The sequence below is a fragment of the Rhodoferax bucti genome (genome assembly GCF_005876985.1).
Classification (GTDB): Bacteria; Pseudomonadota; Gammaproteobacteria; order Burkholderiales; family Burkholderiaceae_C; genus Allorhodoferax; species Allorhodoferax bucti.
This window is the reverse complement of record NZ_VAHD01000004.1, coordinates 190642-207680: the sequence shown is the minus strand read 5'-3', so window position 1 is coordinate 207680 and position 17039 is coordinate 190642. Positions and strand designations below refer to the sequence as shown.

Genomic DNA, 17039 nt, shown 5'->3' with positions numbered 1-17039 from the left:
CAAGAAGGAACCTCTCCATGGCAGTGAATTACGGATCCAAGCGCATCGTCGTTGGCGCGCACTACGGCTTGCGCGACTGGCTGGCGCAGCGCGTTACCGCAGTCTTGATGGCCCTGTTTACCCTGGCGCTCCTCGCGCAAGTCATCTTTTTCAAAGGCCCCATCGGCTACGACAAGTGGGCCGGCATCTTCTCCCAGCAGTGGATGAAGTTTTTGACCTTTGCCGTCATCATCGCCATGCTGTACCACGTGTGGGTGGGTGTGCGTGACATCTGGATGGACTACGTGAAATCCGTCTCCGTGCGCTTGTCCTTGCAAGTGTTTTCCATCGTTTGGTTGGTCGGCTGTGCCGGCTGGGCCATCCAGGTTTTGTGGCGTCTCTGATTACCTCCAACGGGCACTAATACATGTCTTACTCCGTTTCTAAACGCAAATTCGACGTCGTGATCGTCGGCGCCGGTGGCTCCGGCATGCGCGCTTCCCTGCAACTGGCACGTGCCGGTTTGAATGTGGCTGTTCTCTCCAAAGTGTTCCCCACACGCTCCCACACCGTGGCAGCGCAAGGCGGCATCGGCGCCAGCTTGGGCAACATGAACGATGACAACTGGCATTACCACTTCTATGACACCGTCAAGGGCTCCGACTGGCTCGGCGACCAGGACGCCATCGAATTCATGTGCCGTGAAGCCCCCAAGGTCGTGTACGACCTCGAGCACATGGGCATGCCCTTCGACCGCAACCCTGACGGCACCATTTACCAGCGCCCCTTCGGCGGCCACACCGCTAACTACGGCGAAAAGGCGGTAGAACGCGCTTGCGCTGCGGCCGACCGTACCGGCCACGCCATGTTGCACACGCTGTACCAGCAAAACGTGGCAGCCAAGACCAGCTTCTTCGTGGAGTGGATGGCGCTCGACCTGATCCGCGACGCCGAAGGCGATGTGGTCGGTGTGACCGCCTTGGAAATGGAAACCGGCGACATCCACATTCTGGAAGCCAAGACCACGTTGCTGGCCACCGGTGGCGCAGGCCGCATCTTTGCCGCCTCCACCAACGCCTTCATTAATACCGGCGACGGCCTGGGCATGGCAGCGCGTGCTGGCATCCCGCTGGAAGACATGGAGTTCTGGCAATTCCACCCCACTGGCGTGGCCGGTGCCGGCGTGTTGCTGACCGAAGGCTGCCGCGGCGAAGGCGCCATTTTGCTCAACAGCAACGGTGAACGCTTCATGGAGCGCTATGCGCCCACCCTGAAAGACTTGGCACCGCGTGACTTCGTGTCCCGCTCCATGGACCAGGAAATCAAGGAAGGCCGTGGCTGCGGTCCTAACAAGGACTACGTGCTCTTGAAGCTGGACCACCTGGGTGCCGAAACCATCCACAAGCGCCTGCCCTCGGTGTACGAAATTGGTGTGAACTTCGCCAACGTCGACATCACCAAAGAGCCCATCCCCGTGGTGCCCACCATTCACTACCAGATGGGTGGCATTCCTACCAACGTCAATGGCCAAGTGGTCGTGCAAAACGGTGACGTGCACAACCAGGTCGTCAACGGCTTGTACGCAGTGGGCGAATGCTCTTGCGTGTCCGTGCACGGCGCGAACCGCCTGGGCACCAACTCCCTGCTGGACTTGTTGGTGTTCGGCCGTGCCGCCGGTAACCACATCGTTAACTACATCAAAGGCAGCAAAGAGCACAAGCCGCTGCCCAAGGATGCTGCAGACCGCACGCTGGAGCGCGTTTCCCGCTTGGACAACGCCACCAGCGGTGAGTACGCCCAGGATGTGGCCAACGACCTGCGCGCTTCCATGCAGCAACACGCTGGTGTGTTCCGCACCCAGAAGAGCATGGACGAAGGCGTGGTCAAGATTGCCGAGCTGCGCGAGCGTGTCAAGGCCCTCAACCTCAAGGACAAGTCCAAGGTCTTCAACACCGCCCGCATCGAAGCGTTGGAAGTCGAAAACCTGATCGAGGCCGCCGAAGCCACCATCGTGTCGGCAGCTGCACGCCACGAGAGCCGCGGCGCCCACACCGTGGACGACTACGGCGATACCGCTGAGCACCCCAACGGCCGTAACGACCAAGAGTGGCACAAACACACCCTGTGGTACAGCGAGGGCAACCGCCTGAGCTACAAGCCCGTGCAGATGAAGCCTTTGACCGTGGACTCCGTGCCGCTCAAGGTTCGTACGTTCTAAAGCGAGATACAGATCATGACCAAACGCACTTTCTCCATTTATCGCTACGATCCGGACAAGGATGCCAAGCCCTACATGCAGGACATCGAGGTAGAACTCGATGGTTCCGAGCGCATGCTGCTGGACGCCTTGATGAAGCTCAAAGCCATCGATCCGTCCATCTCCTTCCGCCGCTCCTGCCGCGAAGGCGTGTGCGGCTCGGATGCCATGAACATCAACGGCAAAAACGGTCTGGCCTGCCTGACCAACATGCTGACCTTGCCCGGCAAGATCGTGCTCAAGCCCCTGCCCGGCCTGCCCGTGATCCGCGACCTGATCGTGGACATGACCCAGTTCTTCAAGCAGTACAACTCGATCAAGCCGTACCTGATCAACGACACCGTGCCGCCTGAAAAAGAGCGCCTGCAGTCTCCTGAAGAGCGCGAAGAGCTCAACGGCCTGTACGAGTGCATCTTGTGCGCCAGCTGCTCGACCAGCTGCCCCAGCTTCTGGTGGAACCCCGACAAGTTCGTGGGCCCTGCAGGTTTGCTGCAGGCCTACCGCTTCATCGCGGACAGCCGCGACCAAGCCACTGGCGAGCGTCTGGACAACTTGGAAGACCCCTACCGCCTGTTCCGCTGCCACACCATCATGAACTGCGTCGATGTGTGCCCCAAGGGTCTGAACCCCACCAAGGCCATCGGCAAGATCAAGGAAATGATGGTTTTGCGTGCCGTGTAATACAGGCCAAGGTGTAAGCGCGTGACGGAAGCATTGATTGACGAACGGGGCTTGAGCAAGCTGCAATGGCGGTGCCGGCGCGGCCTGCTGGAGAACGATTTGTTCATCGAACGCTTCTTCCGCCGGTACAGCGACACCCTCACGGTGCGCCATGCCGACGCTCTGGCCGCGCTGATGGACTTGAGCGACAACGATTTGTTGGATGTGCACTTGGCACGAAAAACGCTGTCGCAGGTGGATGCTGCACTGGACCGTGCAGACGTCCATGAAGTTTTAAAAATGTTGAGAGAACCTCTCTGAAAGGCGAAAGATGAAACTAGCGGATAACAAAGCCACCCTGTCGTTCAGCAACGGCAGCCCGAGCGTGGAAATGCCCGTGTACCAGGGCAACATCGGACCGGATGTGATCGACATCCGCAAGCTCTACGCCCAGACCGGCATGTTCACGTATGACCCCGGTTTTCTCTCAACCGCTTCCTGCCAGTCCGGCATCACCTACATCGACGGCGACAAGGGTGAACTGCTGTACCGCGGCTACCCCATTGAACAGCTGGCCACCAACGTGGACTACCTGGACACCTGCCACCTGCTGTTGAAAGGCGAACTGCCCAACGAAAGCGAGCGCACAGATTTCCACAAACTCGTGACCAACCACACCATGGTCAACGAGCAGATGCAGTTCTTCCTGCGCGGCTTCCGCCGCGACGCGCACCCCATGGCCGTATTGACCGGCTTGGTGGGCGCACTGTCTGCGTTCTACCACGACAGCACCGACATCAATAACCCCGAGCACCGCGAAATCGCAGCGATCCGCCTGATCGCCAAGATGCCTACGCTGGTTGCCATGGCTTACAAGTACGGCGTGGGCCAGCCTTTCATGTACCCGCAGAACGACCTGAGCTACTCCGGTAACTTCCTGCGCATGATGTTCGGTACGCCTTGCGAAGAGTACAAGGTCAACCCCGTGATCGAACGCGCGATGGACCGCATCTTCATCCTGCACGCAGACCACGAGCAAAACGCGTCCACCTCTACTGTGCGTCTGTGCGGCTCCTCCGGCACCAACCCGTTTGCGGCCATTGCAGCCGGTGTGGCTTGCTTGTGGGGCCCTGCCCACGGTGGCGCCAACGAAGCCTGCCTGAACATGCTGGAAGACATCCAGCGCCAAGGCGGCGTGTCCAAGGTCGGCCAGTTCATGGAGCAGGTCAAGGACAAGAACTCCGGTGTCAAGCTCATGGGCTTCGGTCACCGTGTGTACAAGAACTACGACCCCCGCGCCAAGCTCATGCAAGAGACTTGCAATGAAGTGCTGGAAGCTCTGGGCCTGGAAAACGACCCCTTGTTCAAGTTGGCCAAACAGCTGGAAAAGATTGCTCTGGAGGACGACTACTTCGTCCAGCGCAAGCTCTACCCCAACGTGGACTTCTACTCCGGCATCGTGCAGCGCGCCATCGGCATCCCTGTGAACCTGTTCACCGGTATCTTCGCCTTGGCCCGTACCGTCGGCTGGATTGCCCAGCTGAACGAAATGATCGGCGACCCTGAGTACAAGATCGGCCGCCCACGCCAGTTGTTCACCGGCTCCGTCAAGCGCGACGTCAAGCCTCTAAACCAGCGCTAAGCCCTCCCCGGCTTGCCCAGAAAACCCCGCCGCCTGCAAAGGCCGCGGGGTTTTTTATATCAAATACGGCTCTAGCGCTTATGGATCTTGCGCAAGCAGCTCCTGATTCCATAGCAAACGCCGACCTACTGCAGCACCGGCCGTTCATGCTGAAGTCTTCCCCGGCAAAGACACATGACATCGCAAAATGCGATGACCAATCCTGCAACAAGTGGGAAAATATCGCATCATCATCGTTGATTACGATGTCAATTCTTCATGCCACACATGGACCGCCCTCTCACCCGCCGAATGGACCTGACATCGCTGCAGATGTTCGTGGCCGTCTGTGAGACTGGCAGCATCGGCAAGGCGGCAGAACGAGAGTTCATTGCCCCCTCGGCACTCAGCAAGCGGCTCAGTGATCTGGAGCTGGCGCTGGGCAGCCAGCTGCTGCAGCGCCACTCCCGTGGTGTGCACCCCACCCCAGCGGGGCAAAGCCTGTTGCACCACGCCCGCAGCGTGTTCTTCAGCCTGGACCGCATGCACACCGAGCTCACGGAATATGCAGACGGCGCCAAAGGCCAGGTGCGGGTACACGCCAGCATCTCGGCCACGGTGCAGTTTCTGCCGGAAGACCTGGGCGCCTTTATCCGTAGCCATCAAGGCATCAAGATTGATCTGGAAGAGCACTTGAGCACCGAAGTCATTCGCGCCGTCGAGGAAGGTGCTGCCGATTTCGGCGTGTGCAACACGGCAGATGGCGTGGGTGAGTTGCAGACCCTGCCCTACCGGCAGGACCAGCTGGTGCTCATTGTTCCCCGCACCCATGCGCTCGCCCGAGAAGCCTCCATCGCGTTCGCGGACACCCTGGCGCTGGACCATGTGGGCCTGCATTCCAACAGCTCCATTTATGTCGCCATGCGCCAGGCTGCCACCGCGCTGGGGCAAAGCATCAAACTGCGCATTCAAGTCACCGGGCTGGATGCCATGTGCCGCATGATCCACAACGGCTTGGGCGTGGGCGTGATGCCGCTGCGCGCATTCATGCTGATGCACAACGCTGGCGAACTGGCCGCAGTGCCCCTCACCGACCCCTGGGCCCACCGCCGCATTGAGCTGGTGGCCCGCGACTTTTCGACCCTGCCGCGCAGCGCGCGCTTGCTGGTCGACCACCTAAAATCGTCTCTCTAAAGAAAGCACCTATGGCACGCACGCTCTACGACAAACTCTGGGACGACCACGTCGTCCACACCGAAGACGATGGCACCTCCATCCTCTACATCGACCGCCATCTGGTTCACGAAGTGACCAGCCCCCAGGCGTTTGAAGGGCTGCGTGAAGCCGGTCGCAAGGTCTGGCGCATCAGCTCCATCGTGGCCACTGCCGACCACAACACCCCGACCACCGGCTGGGAGCTGGGCTACGACGGCATTACCGACCCGACCAGCAAAGAGCAAGTGACTACGCTGGACAGCAACATCAAGGAATTCGGCTCTGCTGCCTACTTCCCTTTCCTGTCCAAGCGCCAGGGCATCGTGCACGTCATGGGGCCTGAAAACGGCGCCACCCTGCCCGGCATGACCGTCGTGTGCGGCGACTCCCATACCTCCACCCACGGCGCGTTTGGGGCCTTGGCGCATGGCATCGGTACCAGTGAGGTCGAGCACGTGATGGCCACGCAAACCCTGCTGGCCAAAAAGGCCAAGAACATGCTGATCAAGGTCGAAGGCACCGTCGCTCCCGGCATCACCGGTAAAGACATTGTGCTGGCCATCATCGGCAAGATCGGCACCGCAGGCGGCACCGGCTACACCATCGAGTTTGGCGGCTCCGCCATCCGTGCACTGAGCATGGAAGGCCGCATGACCGTGTGCAACATGGCTATCGAAGCCGGCGCGCGCGCGGGCCTGGTCGCCGTGGATGAAAAGACCATCGACTACGTCAAAGGCCGCCCCTTGGCCCCCGGCGCCAACGCCGCATCCCCCGAAGCTGCTGCAGTGGAGTGGGACCAGGCGGTCGCCTTCTGGAAGACCCTGCACTCTGACGCCGGCGCGCATTTCGACACCGTGGTCGAGCTGGACGCTACCCAGATCGTGCCGCAAGTCACTTGGGGCACCTCGCCAGAAATGGTGCTGGGCGTAGACGCCACCGTGCCGGACCCCGACAAAGAAAAAGACGCCAACAAGCGTGGCGCCATCGAGCGGGCACTCACCTACATGGGCCTGGAGCCCGGCAAGCCTTTGAACGATTTGTTCGTGGACAAGGTATTCATCGGCTCCTGCACCAACAGCCGCATCGAAGACATGCGCGAAGCCGCAGCGGTGGTGAAGAAGCTGGGCCAGAAAGTCGCCAAAAACATCAAGCTGGCCATGGTCGTGCCCGGCTCCGGCTTGGTCAAAGAACAGGCCGAACGCGAAGGCTTGCACGAGATCTTCAAGGCCGCCGGCTTTGAGTGGCGCGAGCCCGGCTGCTCCATGTGCCTGGCCATGAATGCCGATCGCCTGGAGCCCGGTGAGCGCTGCGCCTCCACCAGCAACCGCAACTTTGAAGGCCGCCAGGGTGCCGGTGGCCGCACCCACCTGGTGAGCCCCGCCATGGCGGCGGCGGCTGCCATCCACGGCCATTTTGTTGATATCCGCAAGTTCGCCTGAGCCCCAGAAAGGACTGAATATGAAAACCACACTCATCGCCGCATGCGCCGCTGCCCTGCTGTTGCTGTCTGCCTGCAACACGGTCAAAGGTATGGGTCAGGACCTGCAAAAAGCAGGCGAAAAAATTGAAGGCGCTGCCAAAAAATGAAAAACTTTACCGTTCACCAAGGGCTGGTTGCGCCCATGGACCGCGAAAACGTGGATACCGACGCGATCATCCCCAAGCAATTTCTCAAATCCATCCGCAAAACCGGCTTCGGCCAGAACCTGTTTGACGAATGGCGCTACCTGGACGCGGGCTTCCCCGGCCAGGACCCCGCCAGCCGCAAGCCCAACCCGGACTTTGTGCTGAACCAGCCCCGCTACGCCGGTGCATCCATCCTGCTGGCGCGCAAGAATTTCGGCTGCGGCTCCAGCCGCGAACACGCTCCTTGGGCGCTGGAGCAATATGGTTTTCGCGCCATCATTGCGCCCAGCTACGCTGACATCTTCTTCAACAACAGCTTCAAAAATGGCATGCTGCCCATCGTGCTGACCGAGGCACAAGTGGACCAGCTGTTCAACGAAGCGCTAGCCTTCCCCGGCTACCAGCTCACCATCGATCTGGAGCGCCAGGTCATCGTGAAGCCGCAGGGCGAAGAAATTCCATTCGACGTGCAAGCCTTCCGCAAGTACTGCTTGCTCAACGGTTTTGACGACATCGGCCTGACCCTGCGCCATGCCGACAAGATCAAGGCGTTCGAAGCCCAACGTTTGGCCACAAAACCCTGGCTAGCGCAGACCATGTCTGCGTAAGCAGCTATCAAATTCATAGTATTCAAAGGACATCATGAAAATTGCAGTTTTGCCGGGTGACGGCATCGGCACCGAAATCGTGGCAGAAGCCGTCAAGGTTTTGAACGCCCTCGACCTCAAGCTGGAAATGGAAACCGCGCTCGTGGGCGGTTGCGCCTACGAGGCCCATGGCCACCCCCTGCCCGAAGCCACCCTTAAGCTGGCCAAAGAAGCCGACGCTGTGTTGTTCGGCGCGGTGGGCGACTGGAAATACGACAAGCTGGAGCGCCAGTTCCGCCCCGAGCAGGCCATCCTGGGCCTGCGCAAAAACCTGGGCCTGTTTGCCAACTTCCGCCCCGCTATCTGCTACGAGCAGTTGGTAGGCGCCTCCAGCCTGAAGCCTGAGCTGATTGCGGGCCTGGACATCCTCATCATCCGCGAACTGACGGGCGACATTTACTTCGGCCAACCCCGCGGCCGCCGCATTGCGACTGACGGCCATTTCCCCGGTGCGGAAGAAGCGTTCGACACCATGCGCTACAGCCGCCCCGAGATCGAACGCATTGCGCACGTGGCGTTCCAGGCCGCCCAAAAGCGCAGCAAGCGCGTCACCAGCGTCGACAAGAACAACGTGCTGGAAACCTCACAGCTGTGGAAAGACGTGATGGTCGAGGTCGGTCAGCAGTACCCCGACGTGGAACTGGACCACATGCTGGTGGACAACGCTGCCATGCAACTGGTCAAGGCGCCCAAGAAGTTTGACGTGCTGGTCACCGGCAATATGTTCGGCGACATCCTGTCTGATGAAGCGTCCATGCTGACCGGCTCCATCGGCATGTTGCCTTCAGCCAGCCTGAACAGCAGCAACCAGGGCCTGTACGAGCCCAGCCACGGTAGCGCACCGGATATTGCCGGCAAAGGCATTGCCAACCCGCTGGCCACCATCCTGAGTGCGGCCATGATGTTGCGCTTCAGCCTGAACCAGGAATCAGCTGCCCAACGTATCGAAGCCGCCGTGAAGAAGGTGCTGGAGCAAGGCTTCCGCACGGGCGATATTTACAGCGAAGGCACCACCCGCGTCAGCACCAAAGAGATGGGCGACGCAGTGCTCAAGGCGCTGGCCTAAAGACCGCAAGGCGAAGGTCTGTTGCGCAACAGGCCTTCGCCGAGCAAAATCATTTCAGTCCGCGCGGAGCAAAAAATTCTTGTTTTGCGCTACAATAAATTCATGTTTGCCGCCCGCCCCTTCTCAGTGAGCTTGTTGACTGCCACCCAGGCAGCCAAGGCCGCGCGCGCAATCATTTCCAAAACCACGACCATTAAGGGCTGATCCAGCTCCGGTATCGTCGTGCGCCCCCGGCCAGACGAGCCGGAGCAAACAGCCCAGGTCGGGCATCGTTTGTTTACATTGAAAGGGCGTTGATATGAGCAAGTTGGTAGGTTTGGTCGGCTGGCGCGGCATGGTCGGCTCGGTGTTGATGGATCGCATGGTGCAGGAAAACGATTTCGATTTGATCGAACCGTTGTTCTTCTCCACCAGCAATGCAGGCGGCAAGGCCCCCGCACAAGCCAAGAACGAAACCACGCTGCAAGACGCGTACAACCTCGACGCGCTCAAGCGCTGCGACATCATCATCACCGCCCAAGGCGGCGACTACACCACCGAAGTGTTCCCCAAGCTGCGCGCTGCCGGTTGGAACGGCCACTGGATTGACGCTGCCTCCACCCTGCGTATGGAAAAAGACGCCGTCATCATCCTGGACCCCGTCAACATGCCAGTCATCAAGGATGCACTGGCCAAGGGCGGCAAAAACTGGGTCGGCGGCAACTGCACCGTGAGCTGCATGCTGATGGGGGTGGGCGCACTCTACAAGGCCGGCTTGGTCGAGTGGATGAGCACCCAGACTTACCAAGCCGCATCCGGCGGCGGCGCACAGCACATGCGCGAGCTGCTGACCCAATACGGCACGCTGAATGCAGAGGTCAAAGCCCTGCTCGACGACCCCAAGAGCGCGATTCTGGAAATCGACCGCAAAGTCATCGCCAAGCAGCGCGCCCTGACCGGCGCGGAAACCGCCAACTTCGGCGTGCCCCTGGGTGGCTCGTTGATTCCCTGGATCGACAAAGACCTGGGCAATGGCCAATCCAAGGAAGAGTGGAAAGGCATGGCGGAAACCAACAAGATCCTGGGACTGGGTGAAGGCTTCAGCTCTGCAGCCATTCCCGTGGACGGTTTCTGCGTGCGCGTGGGTGCCATGCGTTGCCACAGCCAGGCCCTGACCTTCAAGCTGAAGAAGGACGTTCCCGTGGCCGACATCGAGGCCATGATCGCCGCCGACAACCAGTGGGTCAAAGTGGTGCCCAACACCCGCGAAGCCACCATCCAGGACCTGACCCCCGTGGCCGTGACCGGCACCATGACCATCCCCGTGGGCCGTATCCGCAAGCTGGCCATGGGGCCTGAATACGTGGGCGCGTTCACCATCGGCGACCAACTGCTGTGGGGTGCGGCCGAGCCGCTGCGCCGCATGTTGCGCATCCTGCTCGACGCGTAACAGAGAGTTACACGTCGTTGCCGCGAGGCAACAAGCGAGACGGTGACAATAGACAAACCGGACAGGCTTTGAAAGTTAAAAGCTTTCTTAGCTTGTCTGCGTAAGATATTGATGTTATGGTACTTTTTACGTTTGAAGAGTCGGGCTCCTTTGCCCGCAAACAGCCAAGTACACTGCCGCTCGCGTGAGCACCGGAGGCCTATAAATTGATCGCAAAGACACATCGTTGGCAAAAAACCGCTGTTGCAGCCGCAGCCATTGCGCTACTCGGCCTGTCCAGCACCGGGGCCTACGCGCTTTCGCTCGGTCGGCTGACGGTTCAGTCTGCGTTGGGCGAGCCCTTGCGTGCAGAGATTGAGGTTCCGGACATTACCGCCGAAGAGGCAGCATCCCTTAAAGCAGGGGTTGCACAACCCGAAGCCTTTACTGCAGCGGGCCTGGAATTCAGCCCTGCACTCACCAGCCTGCAAGCCAGCCTGCAACGCCGCCCGGATGGCCGTGCGTATTTGCGCCTCTCCAGCGACCGCACTGTCAACGACCCCTTTGTAGACCTGATTCTGGAAGCGATCTGGGCCTCCGGCCGCATCGTGCGCGACTACACCTTGTTGCTGGACCCGCCCAGCCTAAAGAAAGCGGCACCTGCGCCTACCCTGGCGCAGACGCAAGCACCTGCAGTAGTCGCCGCACCGGTCGCGCCACGCACCACCGCTGCTGCGCCCGCTTCTGAGCCCAATCGTGCTCCAGCGCCCGCCAAACCTGCGGGAGCAGCTACAGAAAGAGTAGCAAGCAAGGCATCATCCCCGGATGACAAACGCCTGACCGTCAAGTCCGGCGATACCGCCAGCAAAATTGCCAATGCCCACCGACCGGCAGACGTGTCGCTGGACCAGATGTTGGTAGCCCTGCTGCGTGCCAACCCCGACGCGTTTGTCAATGACAACCTGAACCGCGTGCGCGCCGGCGCTGTCATGACGCTGCCGAGCAAGGAAGACGCAACCAGTGTGTCGACTGCCGAGGCCTCCAAAATTGTGGTGGCGCAAAGCAAAGACTTCAACGACTTCCGCCGCAACTTGGCCGGCAACGCGCCCCAAGCCAGCGTAGGCGCGGCAGACCGCAAAGCCAGCGGCGCCGTAGAAGCCAAAGTAGAAGACAAAAAGCCCGCCTCCGGCACACCCGACAAACTGACCTTGTCGAAGGGCGCTGTGGCCTCCAAGGCCGATGAAGCCAAAATCGCCAAAGAGCGTGAAGCCAAAGATGCCGCTGCCCGTGCTGCTGAAATCACCAAAAACATCAGTGATCTGAACAAGATCACGGCCAAGGCCAGCCCCAGCCCGGCACCCGCAGCGCCTGCGAGCGCGCCAGCAGCCACACCGGCACCGGCTGTTCCTGTGGCAGCCGTGCAAGCACCCACGCCTGCCCCTGCACCCTCCGCGCCTGTTCCGCAGGCTGCAGCTTCTGCGCCCGTAGTGGCAACGCCAGCACCGGTTTCCGCTTCGGCACCTGTGCCTGCCCCCGCCCCGGCCAAAGTAGCGGCTCCGGCGCCGGCCCCTATGGTGGAAGAGCCTGGCTTGCTGGACGAATTGCTGGCAGACCCCTTAGTACCCGCTGGAGCCGCAGGCTTGCTGGCCTTGCTCGGAGGCTTTGCCGCCTACCGTATGCGCCAGCGCAAGAAAAATGCGTCCCAAGTAGACAGCGCCTTCCTGGAAAGTCGCCTGCAGCCCGATTCCTTCTTCGGCGCCAGCGGTGGTCAGCGCGTGGACACCAACCAGAACGGCCCGCTCAGTGCATCCTCCATGGTGTACTCCGCCAGCCAGCTGGATGCGGCGGATGACGTGGACCCGGTCGCCGAAGCCGACGTGTACCTTGCCTATGGCCGGGACCTGCAGGCAGAAGAAATTCTCAAAGAAGCCGTGCGTACCAACCCCGGCCGCTTGGCGATCCATACCAAATTGCTGGAAATCTTTGCCAAACGCCGCGATGCGCGCAGCTTTGAGAGCACTGCCACCGACGCCTACAAGCTGACCGGCGCCTCCAGCCCCGAATGGGCCCGTATTTGCGAAACCGGCTTGTCGATTGACCCCACAAACCCCCTGTACCAACCCGGCGGCGCCCCCGCATCCGGCCTGGTATCGGGTGGCGCAGCGGCCGCTGTGGCGGCCTCCGGCTTTGGGGGTAGCACCGTGCCCCAATCGGCCCACGCGGAACTCGAACCTGACCTGTCAGGTGGTGTGGACCTGGACTTGGACCTCGACTTCTCCCTGGACGATGCCCCTGCGGCCAGCGCGATCAGCGATGTGACCGGCGGGGACATGTCTGCCGAAGCAGAACGCACCCTGAAGCTGAACGCCACCCCCGACGACAACGCGCTGGACATGGATTTCGATCTGGATATCGAACCCCCGAGCGACGTATCCCCTTCATTCGAGCCAGTGGGCCAAATGCCGGAAATTTCTTTGTCGCTGGACGACCTGGAAGTACCGCTGGAAATGGACAACAACGCACCGCTGAAGTTCGAATCCACCAGCCCTGTGCCGGTAGAGGCCAGCCCACCTCCTAGCCAAACGGCCGATTTGGGCATGATGGAATTCGACATGGGCTCACTGTCCATGGAGCTCGACAGCCCCACAGAGCAGCCGACCGCCGCCCCGGACAACCTGAGCCAAGACCCCCTAGAAACCAAGTTGGCGCTGGCTGAAGAGTTCATCTCCATCGGCGATGAAGACGGCGCACGCGCCCTGATTGAAGAAGTCATGTCCGAGGCCACCGGCGACATGCGCGCCAAGGCCCAAAAAGCGCTGGCGCAACTGAGCTAATGCACCTTGATGACCGGCGAGCCTTTTACGACTGAGGGTCTGTGCGCATCGTTTTAGGCGTCACCTACAACGGCCAGGGTTACCAGGGATGGCAAAGCCAGTCCTCCGGCCAGACGGTTCAAGACAAGCTGGAAAAGGCGTTGGGTACGTTTTGCTCCCAACGCGTTTCCACGTTGTGCGCCGGGCGTACGGATGCCGGTGTGCATGGTCTGATGCAGGTGGTGCACTTCGACACGGAGTTGGACCGCGACACCTACTCCTGGATACGTGGCACCAACGCCAATTTGCCCAAAGACATATCGGTGCAATGGGCCGTCAAAACCACGCCCGACTTCCACTGCCGTGCCTCTGCGCTCTCGCGCCGCTACGCCTATGTGCTGCTGGAGTCGCCCATCCGGCCCAGTGTGGAAACCGGCCGCGTAGGGTGGACGTTCAACGCCCTAGACGAGCACGCCATGCGGCAAGCCGCAGACATATTGCTGGGCGAGCACGACTTCAGCTCCTTTCGCGCCGCACAGTGTCAAGCACTGAGCCCCGTCAAAAACCTGATACGCATAGACTTTCACCGGCGCGGCGCTTACTGGCGCATCGAGTTTGAAGCGAATGCGTTTTTGCACCACATGATCCGCAACATCATGGGCTGCCTGGTGCAAATCGGCCAAGGCAAAAAGCCTCCGGAGTGGATGGCGGAAGTATTGGCTGCGCGAAACCGCAAAGTAGCGGCCCCCACCTTCTCACCAGATGGTTTGTACTTTCTCGGGCCCCGCTACGACCCGAAATGGGGCATGCCGGACCGCACGCCTGCGTATGATGCGTTGCCATGAACGCAAGCACTACGCACACTGACACTTACACCCGTACTCGAATCAAAATCTGCGGCCTGACCCGCGAGCAGGATGTTGATGCTGCGGTCGCTGCAGGCGCAGACGCCATCGGCTTCGTGTTGTACGCCAAGAGCCCCAGGTACGTCACACCCGAACGCGCCGCCACATTGGCACGCCGACTACCGCCCTTTGTCACGCCGGTTCTGTTGTTTGTGAACGCGACCGTCGCCTTGACACGCAGGGCGTGCGAACTTTTGCCCAATGCCATACTGCAGTTCCACGGGGATGAAACACCCACGCTTTGCATGGCGCTCGCCAAAGCAGCAAGTGACCGCCCCAACCCACGGGCGCATCTGCGCGCTGCCCGCTTTCCATTGGACGAAGGCGCAGAACGCTTAGACCTCGTACAATTTGTGCACGATTATTCGACCGCCCAAGCCATTCTGTTAGACGCCCATGTGGACGGCTACGGTGGCGGTGGCAAAACATTCAATTGGTCACTCCTTCCTCCAAGCGTCAACGCTCACCTCGTCTTGAGTGGTGGACTCACCAGTGCAAACGTGGGCGATGGCATCACGTCAGTACGGCCGCGCTGTAAGTCGCTGGCTGTGGACGTGAGCTCCGGCGTCGAAGCCGAAGACGCTGACGGCAAGCCCATCAAGGGCATCAAAGATCCCGAAAAAATCCGCCAGTTCGTTGCCGCCGTGCGTGCGGCGGACCGGCATCTTGCAGGAATGTAAACACCATGTTCGATTACCAACAACCCGACGCCAAAGGTCACTTCGGCAAATACGGCGGCAGCTTCGTTTCCGAGACACTGACCCACGCCATCAACGAGCTCAAAGATGCGTACGCCAAGTACCAGCACGACCCTGAGTTCCTGGCGGAATTCCAGTCCGAGCTGGCCCACTTTGTCGGTCGCCCCTCCCCCGTCTACCACGCGGCCCGCATGAGCCGTGAAATGGGCGGTGCACAAATCTTCCTGAAGCGCGAAGACCTGAACCACACCGGTGCCCACAAGGTCAACAACACCATCGGCCAGGCCATGCTCGCCAAGCGCATGGGCAAGCCCCGCGTGATTGCCGAAACCGGCGCCGGCCAGCACGGCGTGGCTACCGCCACCATCTGCGCCCGCTACGGCCTGGAATGCGTGGTGTACATGGGCAGCGAAGACGTGAAGCGCCAAAGCCCCAACGTCTACCGCATGAAGCTGCTGGGCGCCACCGTGGTGCCCGTGGAGAGCGGTAGCAAGACCCTCAAAGACGCACTCAACGAAGCCATGCGGGACTGGGTTGCCAATGTCGACAACACTTTCTACATCATCGGCACTGTGGCAGGCCCACACCCCTACCCCATGATGGTGCGCGACTTCCAGAGCGTGATCGGCAATGAATGTTTGGTGCAAATGCCCGAAATGCTGGCCGCTGCCGGTTGCAAGACCGAGCAACCCGACGCAGTCATCGCCTGCGTGGGCGGTGGGTCCAACGCCATGGGCATATTCCACCCCTACATCCATCACGACCAGACCCGCCTGATTGGGGTGGAGGCAGCGGGCGAAGGTCTGGAGAGCGGCAAACACTCCGCGTCCATCCAGAAGGGCAGCCCCGGCGTGCTGCACGGCAACCGTACCTATGTGCTGCAAGACGACAACGGTCAGGTCACCGAGACCCACAGCGTGAGCGCGGGCTTGGACTACCCCGGTGTGGGCCCTGAGCATGCGTTCCTGGCCGACATCGGCCGCGCGGAGTATGCGGGCATTACCGACAAGGAAGCGCTGGACGCCTTCCACTACCTGTGCCGCACCGAAGGCATCATCCCCGCACTGGAATCCAGCCATGCCGTCGCCTACGCTATGAAGCTGGCGAAAACCATGCGCCCTGACCAAAGCATTCTGGTGAACCTGTCCGGACGTGGCGACAAGGACATCGGCACCGTGGCCGACCTAAGCAATGCCGACTTCTACTGTCGACCCAGCTGCCGTGGCCAATCAGTCAAAGGTGGCGAACAACCCGTGCAGTTGGTGAAAGCAGGAGGTGCAGCATGAGCCGCATTGACACCATATTCGCGGCACTGAAAGCCCAAGGTCGCAAGGCGCTCATTCCCTTTGTGACCGCAGGCTACCCCTATGCCGACGTCACGCCAGACCTGATGCACGCCATGGTCGCGGGCGGGGCGGATGTGATTGAGCTGGGCGTGCCCTTCTCGGACCCCAGCGCCGACGGCCCCGTGATCCAAAAGGCCGGGGACAAGGCCTTGGCCTTCGGCATTGGCATGGTGCAAGTGATTTCCATGGTGCGCGAGTTCCGCAAGACCAACAGCACCACGCCCGTGGTACTCATGGGCTACGCCAACCCGGTGGAACGCTACGACCAGAAACATGCCCGAGGCGGTATAGCCAGCGCTTTTGTCAAAGACGCCTCCGAGGCCGGTGTGGACGGTGTGCTGATCGTGGACTATCCGCCCGAAGAATGCGAGGCCTTTGCCGCCGACCTGCGGGCCCACAACATGGACCTGATCTTCCTGCTGGCGCCCACCAGCACGAATGAGCGTATGCAGCAAGTGGCCCGTGTGGCCAGCGGCTATGTGTACTACGTATCGCTCAAAGGCGTCACTGGTTCGGGCGCACTGGACGTCGGTGCAGTGGAGGCCATGTTGCCCCGTATCCGCCAGCACATCAGCACCCCGGTAGGTGTGGGTTTCGGTATCCGCGACGCGGCGACTGCACAAACCATCTCCAAAGTGGCTGATGCGGTGGTCATCGGCAGCAAGATCATCCAGTTGCTGGAAAACGCACCCCGTGAGCAGGTGGGGCCGGTAGCGCAGACCTTTCTGCAGGAAATCCGCACCGCCTTGGACCAAGGCTGAGCCCGAAAAATGGCGGGGGCGGTTTGACGGATAATCG

General features: G+C 60.8%; 16 protein-coding genes. All 16 read left to right on the top strand.

Features of this window, described 5'->3' with window-relative positions; translation table 11 throughout:
- Positions 1-17: 17 nt before the first annotated feature.
- On the top strand, positions 18-383 hold the full coding sequence (sdhD, locus tag FDM28_RS15450) for a succinate dehydrogenase, hydrophobic membrane anchor protein (protein WP_138516712.1): 366 nt from the start codon (positions 18-20) through the stop codon (positions 381-383).
- Positions 384-406: 23 nt separating this feature from the next.
- Positions 407-2197, top strand: a complete 1791-nt coding sequence (gene sdhA / locus FDM28_RS15445; RefSeq protein WP_138516710.1) for a succinate dehydrogenase flavoprotein subunit — start codon at positions 407-409, stop codon at positions 2195-2197.
- Between the two features lie 15 nt (positions 2198-2212).
- Positions 2213-2917 carry a succinate dehydrogenase iron-sulfur subunit gene (locus FDM28_RS15440; protein WP_087496898.1) on the top strand — a complete coding sequence of 235 codons (705 nt, stop codon included), beginning with the start codon at positions 2213-2215 and terminating at the stop codon, positions 2915-2917.
- Between the two features lie 21 nt (positions 2918-2938).
- Positions 2939-3217, top strand: coding sequence for an FAD assembly factor SdhE (locus FDM28_RS15435; protein WP_138516708.1), 279 nt, complete (start codon positions 2939-2941; stop codon positions 3215-3217).
- Positions 3218-3227: 10 nt separating this feature from the next.
- Positions 3228-4538 (top strand): citrate synthase, encoded by a 1311-nt coding sequence (locus FDM28_RS15430; protein ID WP_138516706.1) that lies wholly within the window; start codon positions 3228-3230, stop codon positions 4536-4538.
- Between the two features lie 258 nt (positions 4539-4796).
- Complete coding sequence (locus FDM28_RS15425) at positions 4797-5711, top strand: LysR family transcriptional regulator (RefSeq protein WP_138516704.1); 915 nt, start codon at positions 4797-4799, stop codon at positions 5709-5711.
- Positions 5712-5722: 11 nt separating this feature from the next.
- Positions 5723-7171: a 3-isopropylmalate dehydratase large subunit gene (gene leuC, locus FDM28_RS15420; protein ID WP_138516702.1), complete on the top strand. Its 1449-nt coding sequence runs from the start codon at positions 5723-5725 to the stop codon at positions 7169-7171.
- Positions 7172-7190: 19 nt separating this feature from the next.
- Positions 7191-7319: an entericidin A/B family lipoprotein gene (locus FDM28_RS15415; protein ID WP_138516700.1), complete on the top strand. Its 129-nt coding sequence runs from the start codon at positions 7191-7193 to the stop codon at positions 7317-7319.
- Positions 7316-7966: a 3-isopropylmalate dehydratase small subunit gene (leuD, locus tag FDM28_RS15410; protein WP_138516698.1), complete on the top strand. Its 651-nt coding sequence runs from the start codon at positions 7316-7318 to the stop codon at positions 7964-7966. The genes FDM28_RS15415 and leuD overlap by 4 nt, the downstream gene beginning before the upstream one ends.
- Before the next feature lie 34 nt (positions 7967-8000).
- Entirely contained in the window at positions 8001-9071 is a 1071-nt protein-coding gene (gene leuB / locus FDM28_RS15405; RefSeq protein WP_138516696.1) for a 3-isopropylmalate dehydrogenase, read from the top strand.
- A 298-nt stretch (positions 9072-9369) separates the two neighbouring features.
- Complete coding sequence (asd, locus tag FDM28_RS15400) at positions 9370-10500, top strand: aspartate-semialdehyde dehydrogenase (RefSeq protein WP_138516694.1); 1131 nt, start codon at positions 9370-9372, stop codon at positions 10498-10500.
- Between the two features lie 206 nt (positions 10501-10706).
- Complete coding sequence (locus FDM28_RS15395; protein WP_338110196.1) at positions 10707-13313, top strand: motility hub landmark protein FimV; 2607 nt, start codon at positions 10707-10709, stop codon at positions 13311-13313.
- A gap of 41 nt (positions 13314-13354) precedes the next feature.
- The gene (truA, locus tag FDM28_RS15390) at positions 13355-14137 is read left to right on the top strand and encodes a tRNA pseudouridine(38-40) synthase TruA (RefSeq protein WP_138516692.1); all 783 of its coding nucleotides are present in this window, start codon (positions 13355-13357) and stop codon (positions 14135-14137) included.
- A complete protein-coding gene (locus FDM28_RS15385; protein ID WP_138516690.1) occupies positions 14134-14877 on the top strand; it encodes a phosphoribosylanthranilate isomerase in 744 nt (247 codons plus the stop codon). Before truA ends, FDM28_RS15385 begins: the two co-directional genes overlap by 4 nt.
- A 5-nt stretch (positions 14878-14882) precedes the next feature.
- On the top strand, positions 14883-16181 hold the full coding sequence (gene trpB, locus FDM28_RS15380; protein WP_138516688.1) for a tryptophan synthase subunit beta: 1299 nt from the start codon (positions 14883-14885) through the stop codon (positions 16179-16181).
- A complete protein-coding gene (gene trpA, locus FDM28_RS15375) occupies positions 16178-17002 on the top strand; it encodes a tryptophan synthase subunit alpha (RefSeq protein WP_138516686.1) in 825 nt (274 codons plus the stop codon). The genes trpB and trpA overlap by 4 nt, the downstream gene beginning before the upstream one ends.
- Positions 17003-17039 lie beyond the last annotated feature (37 nt).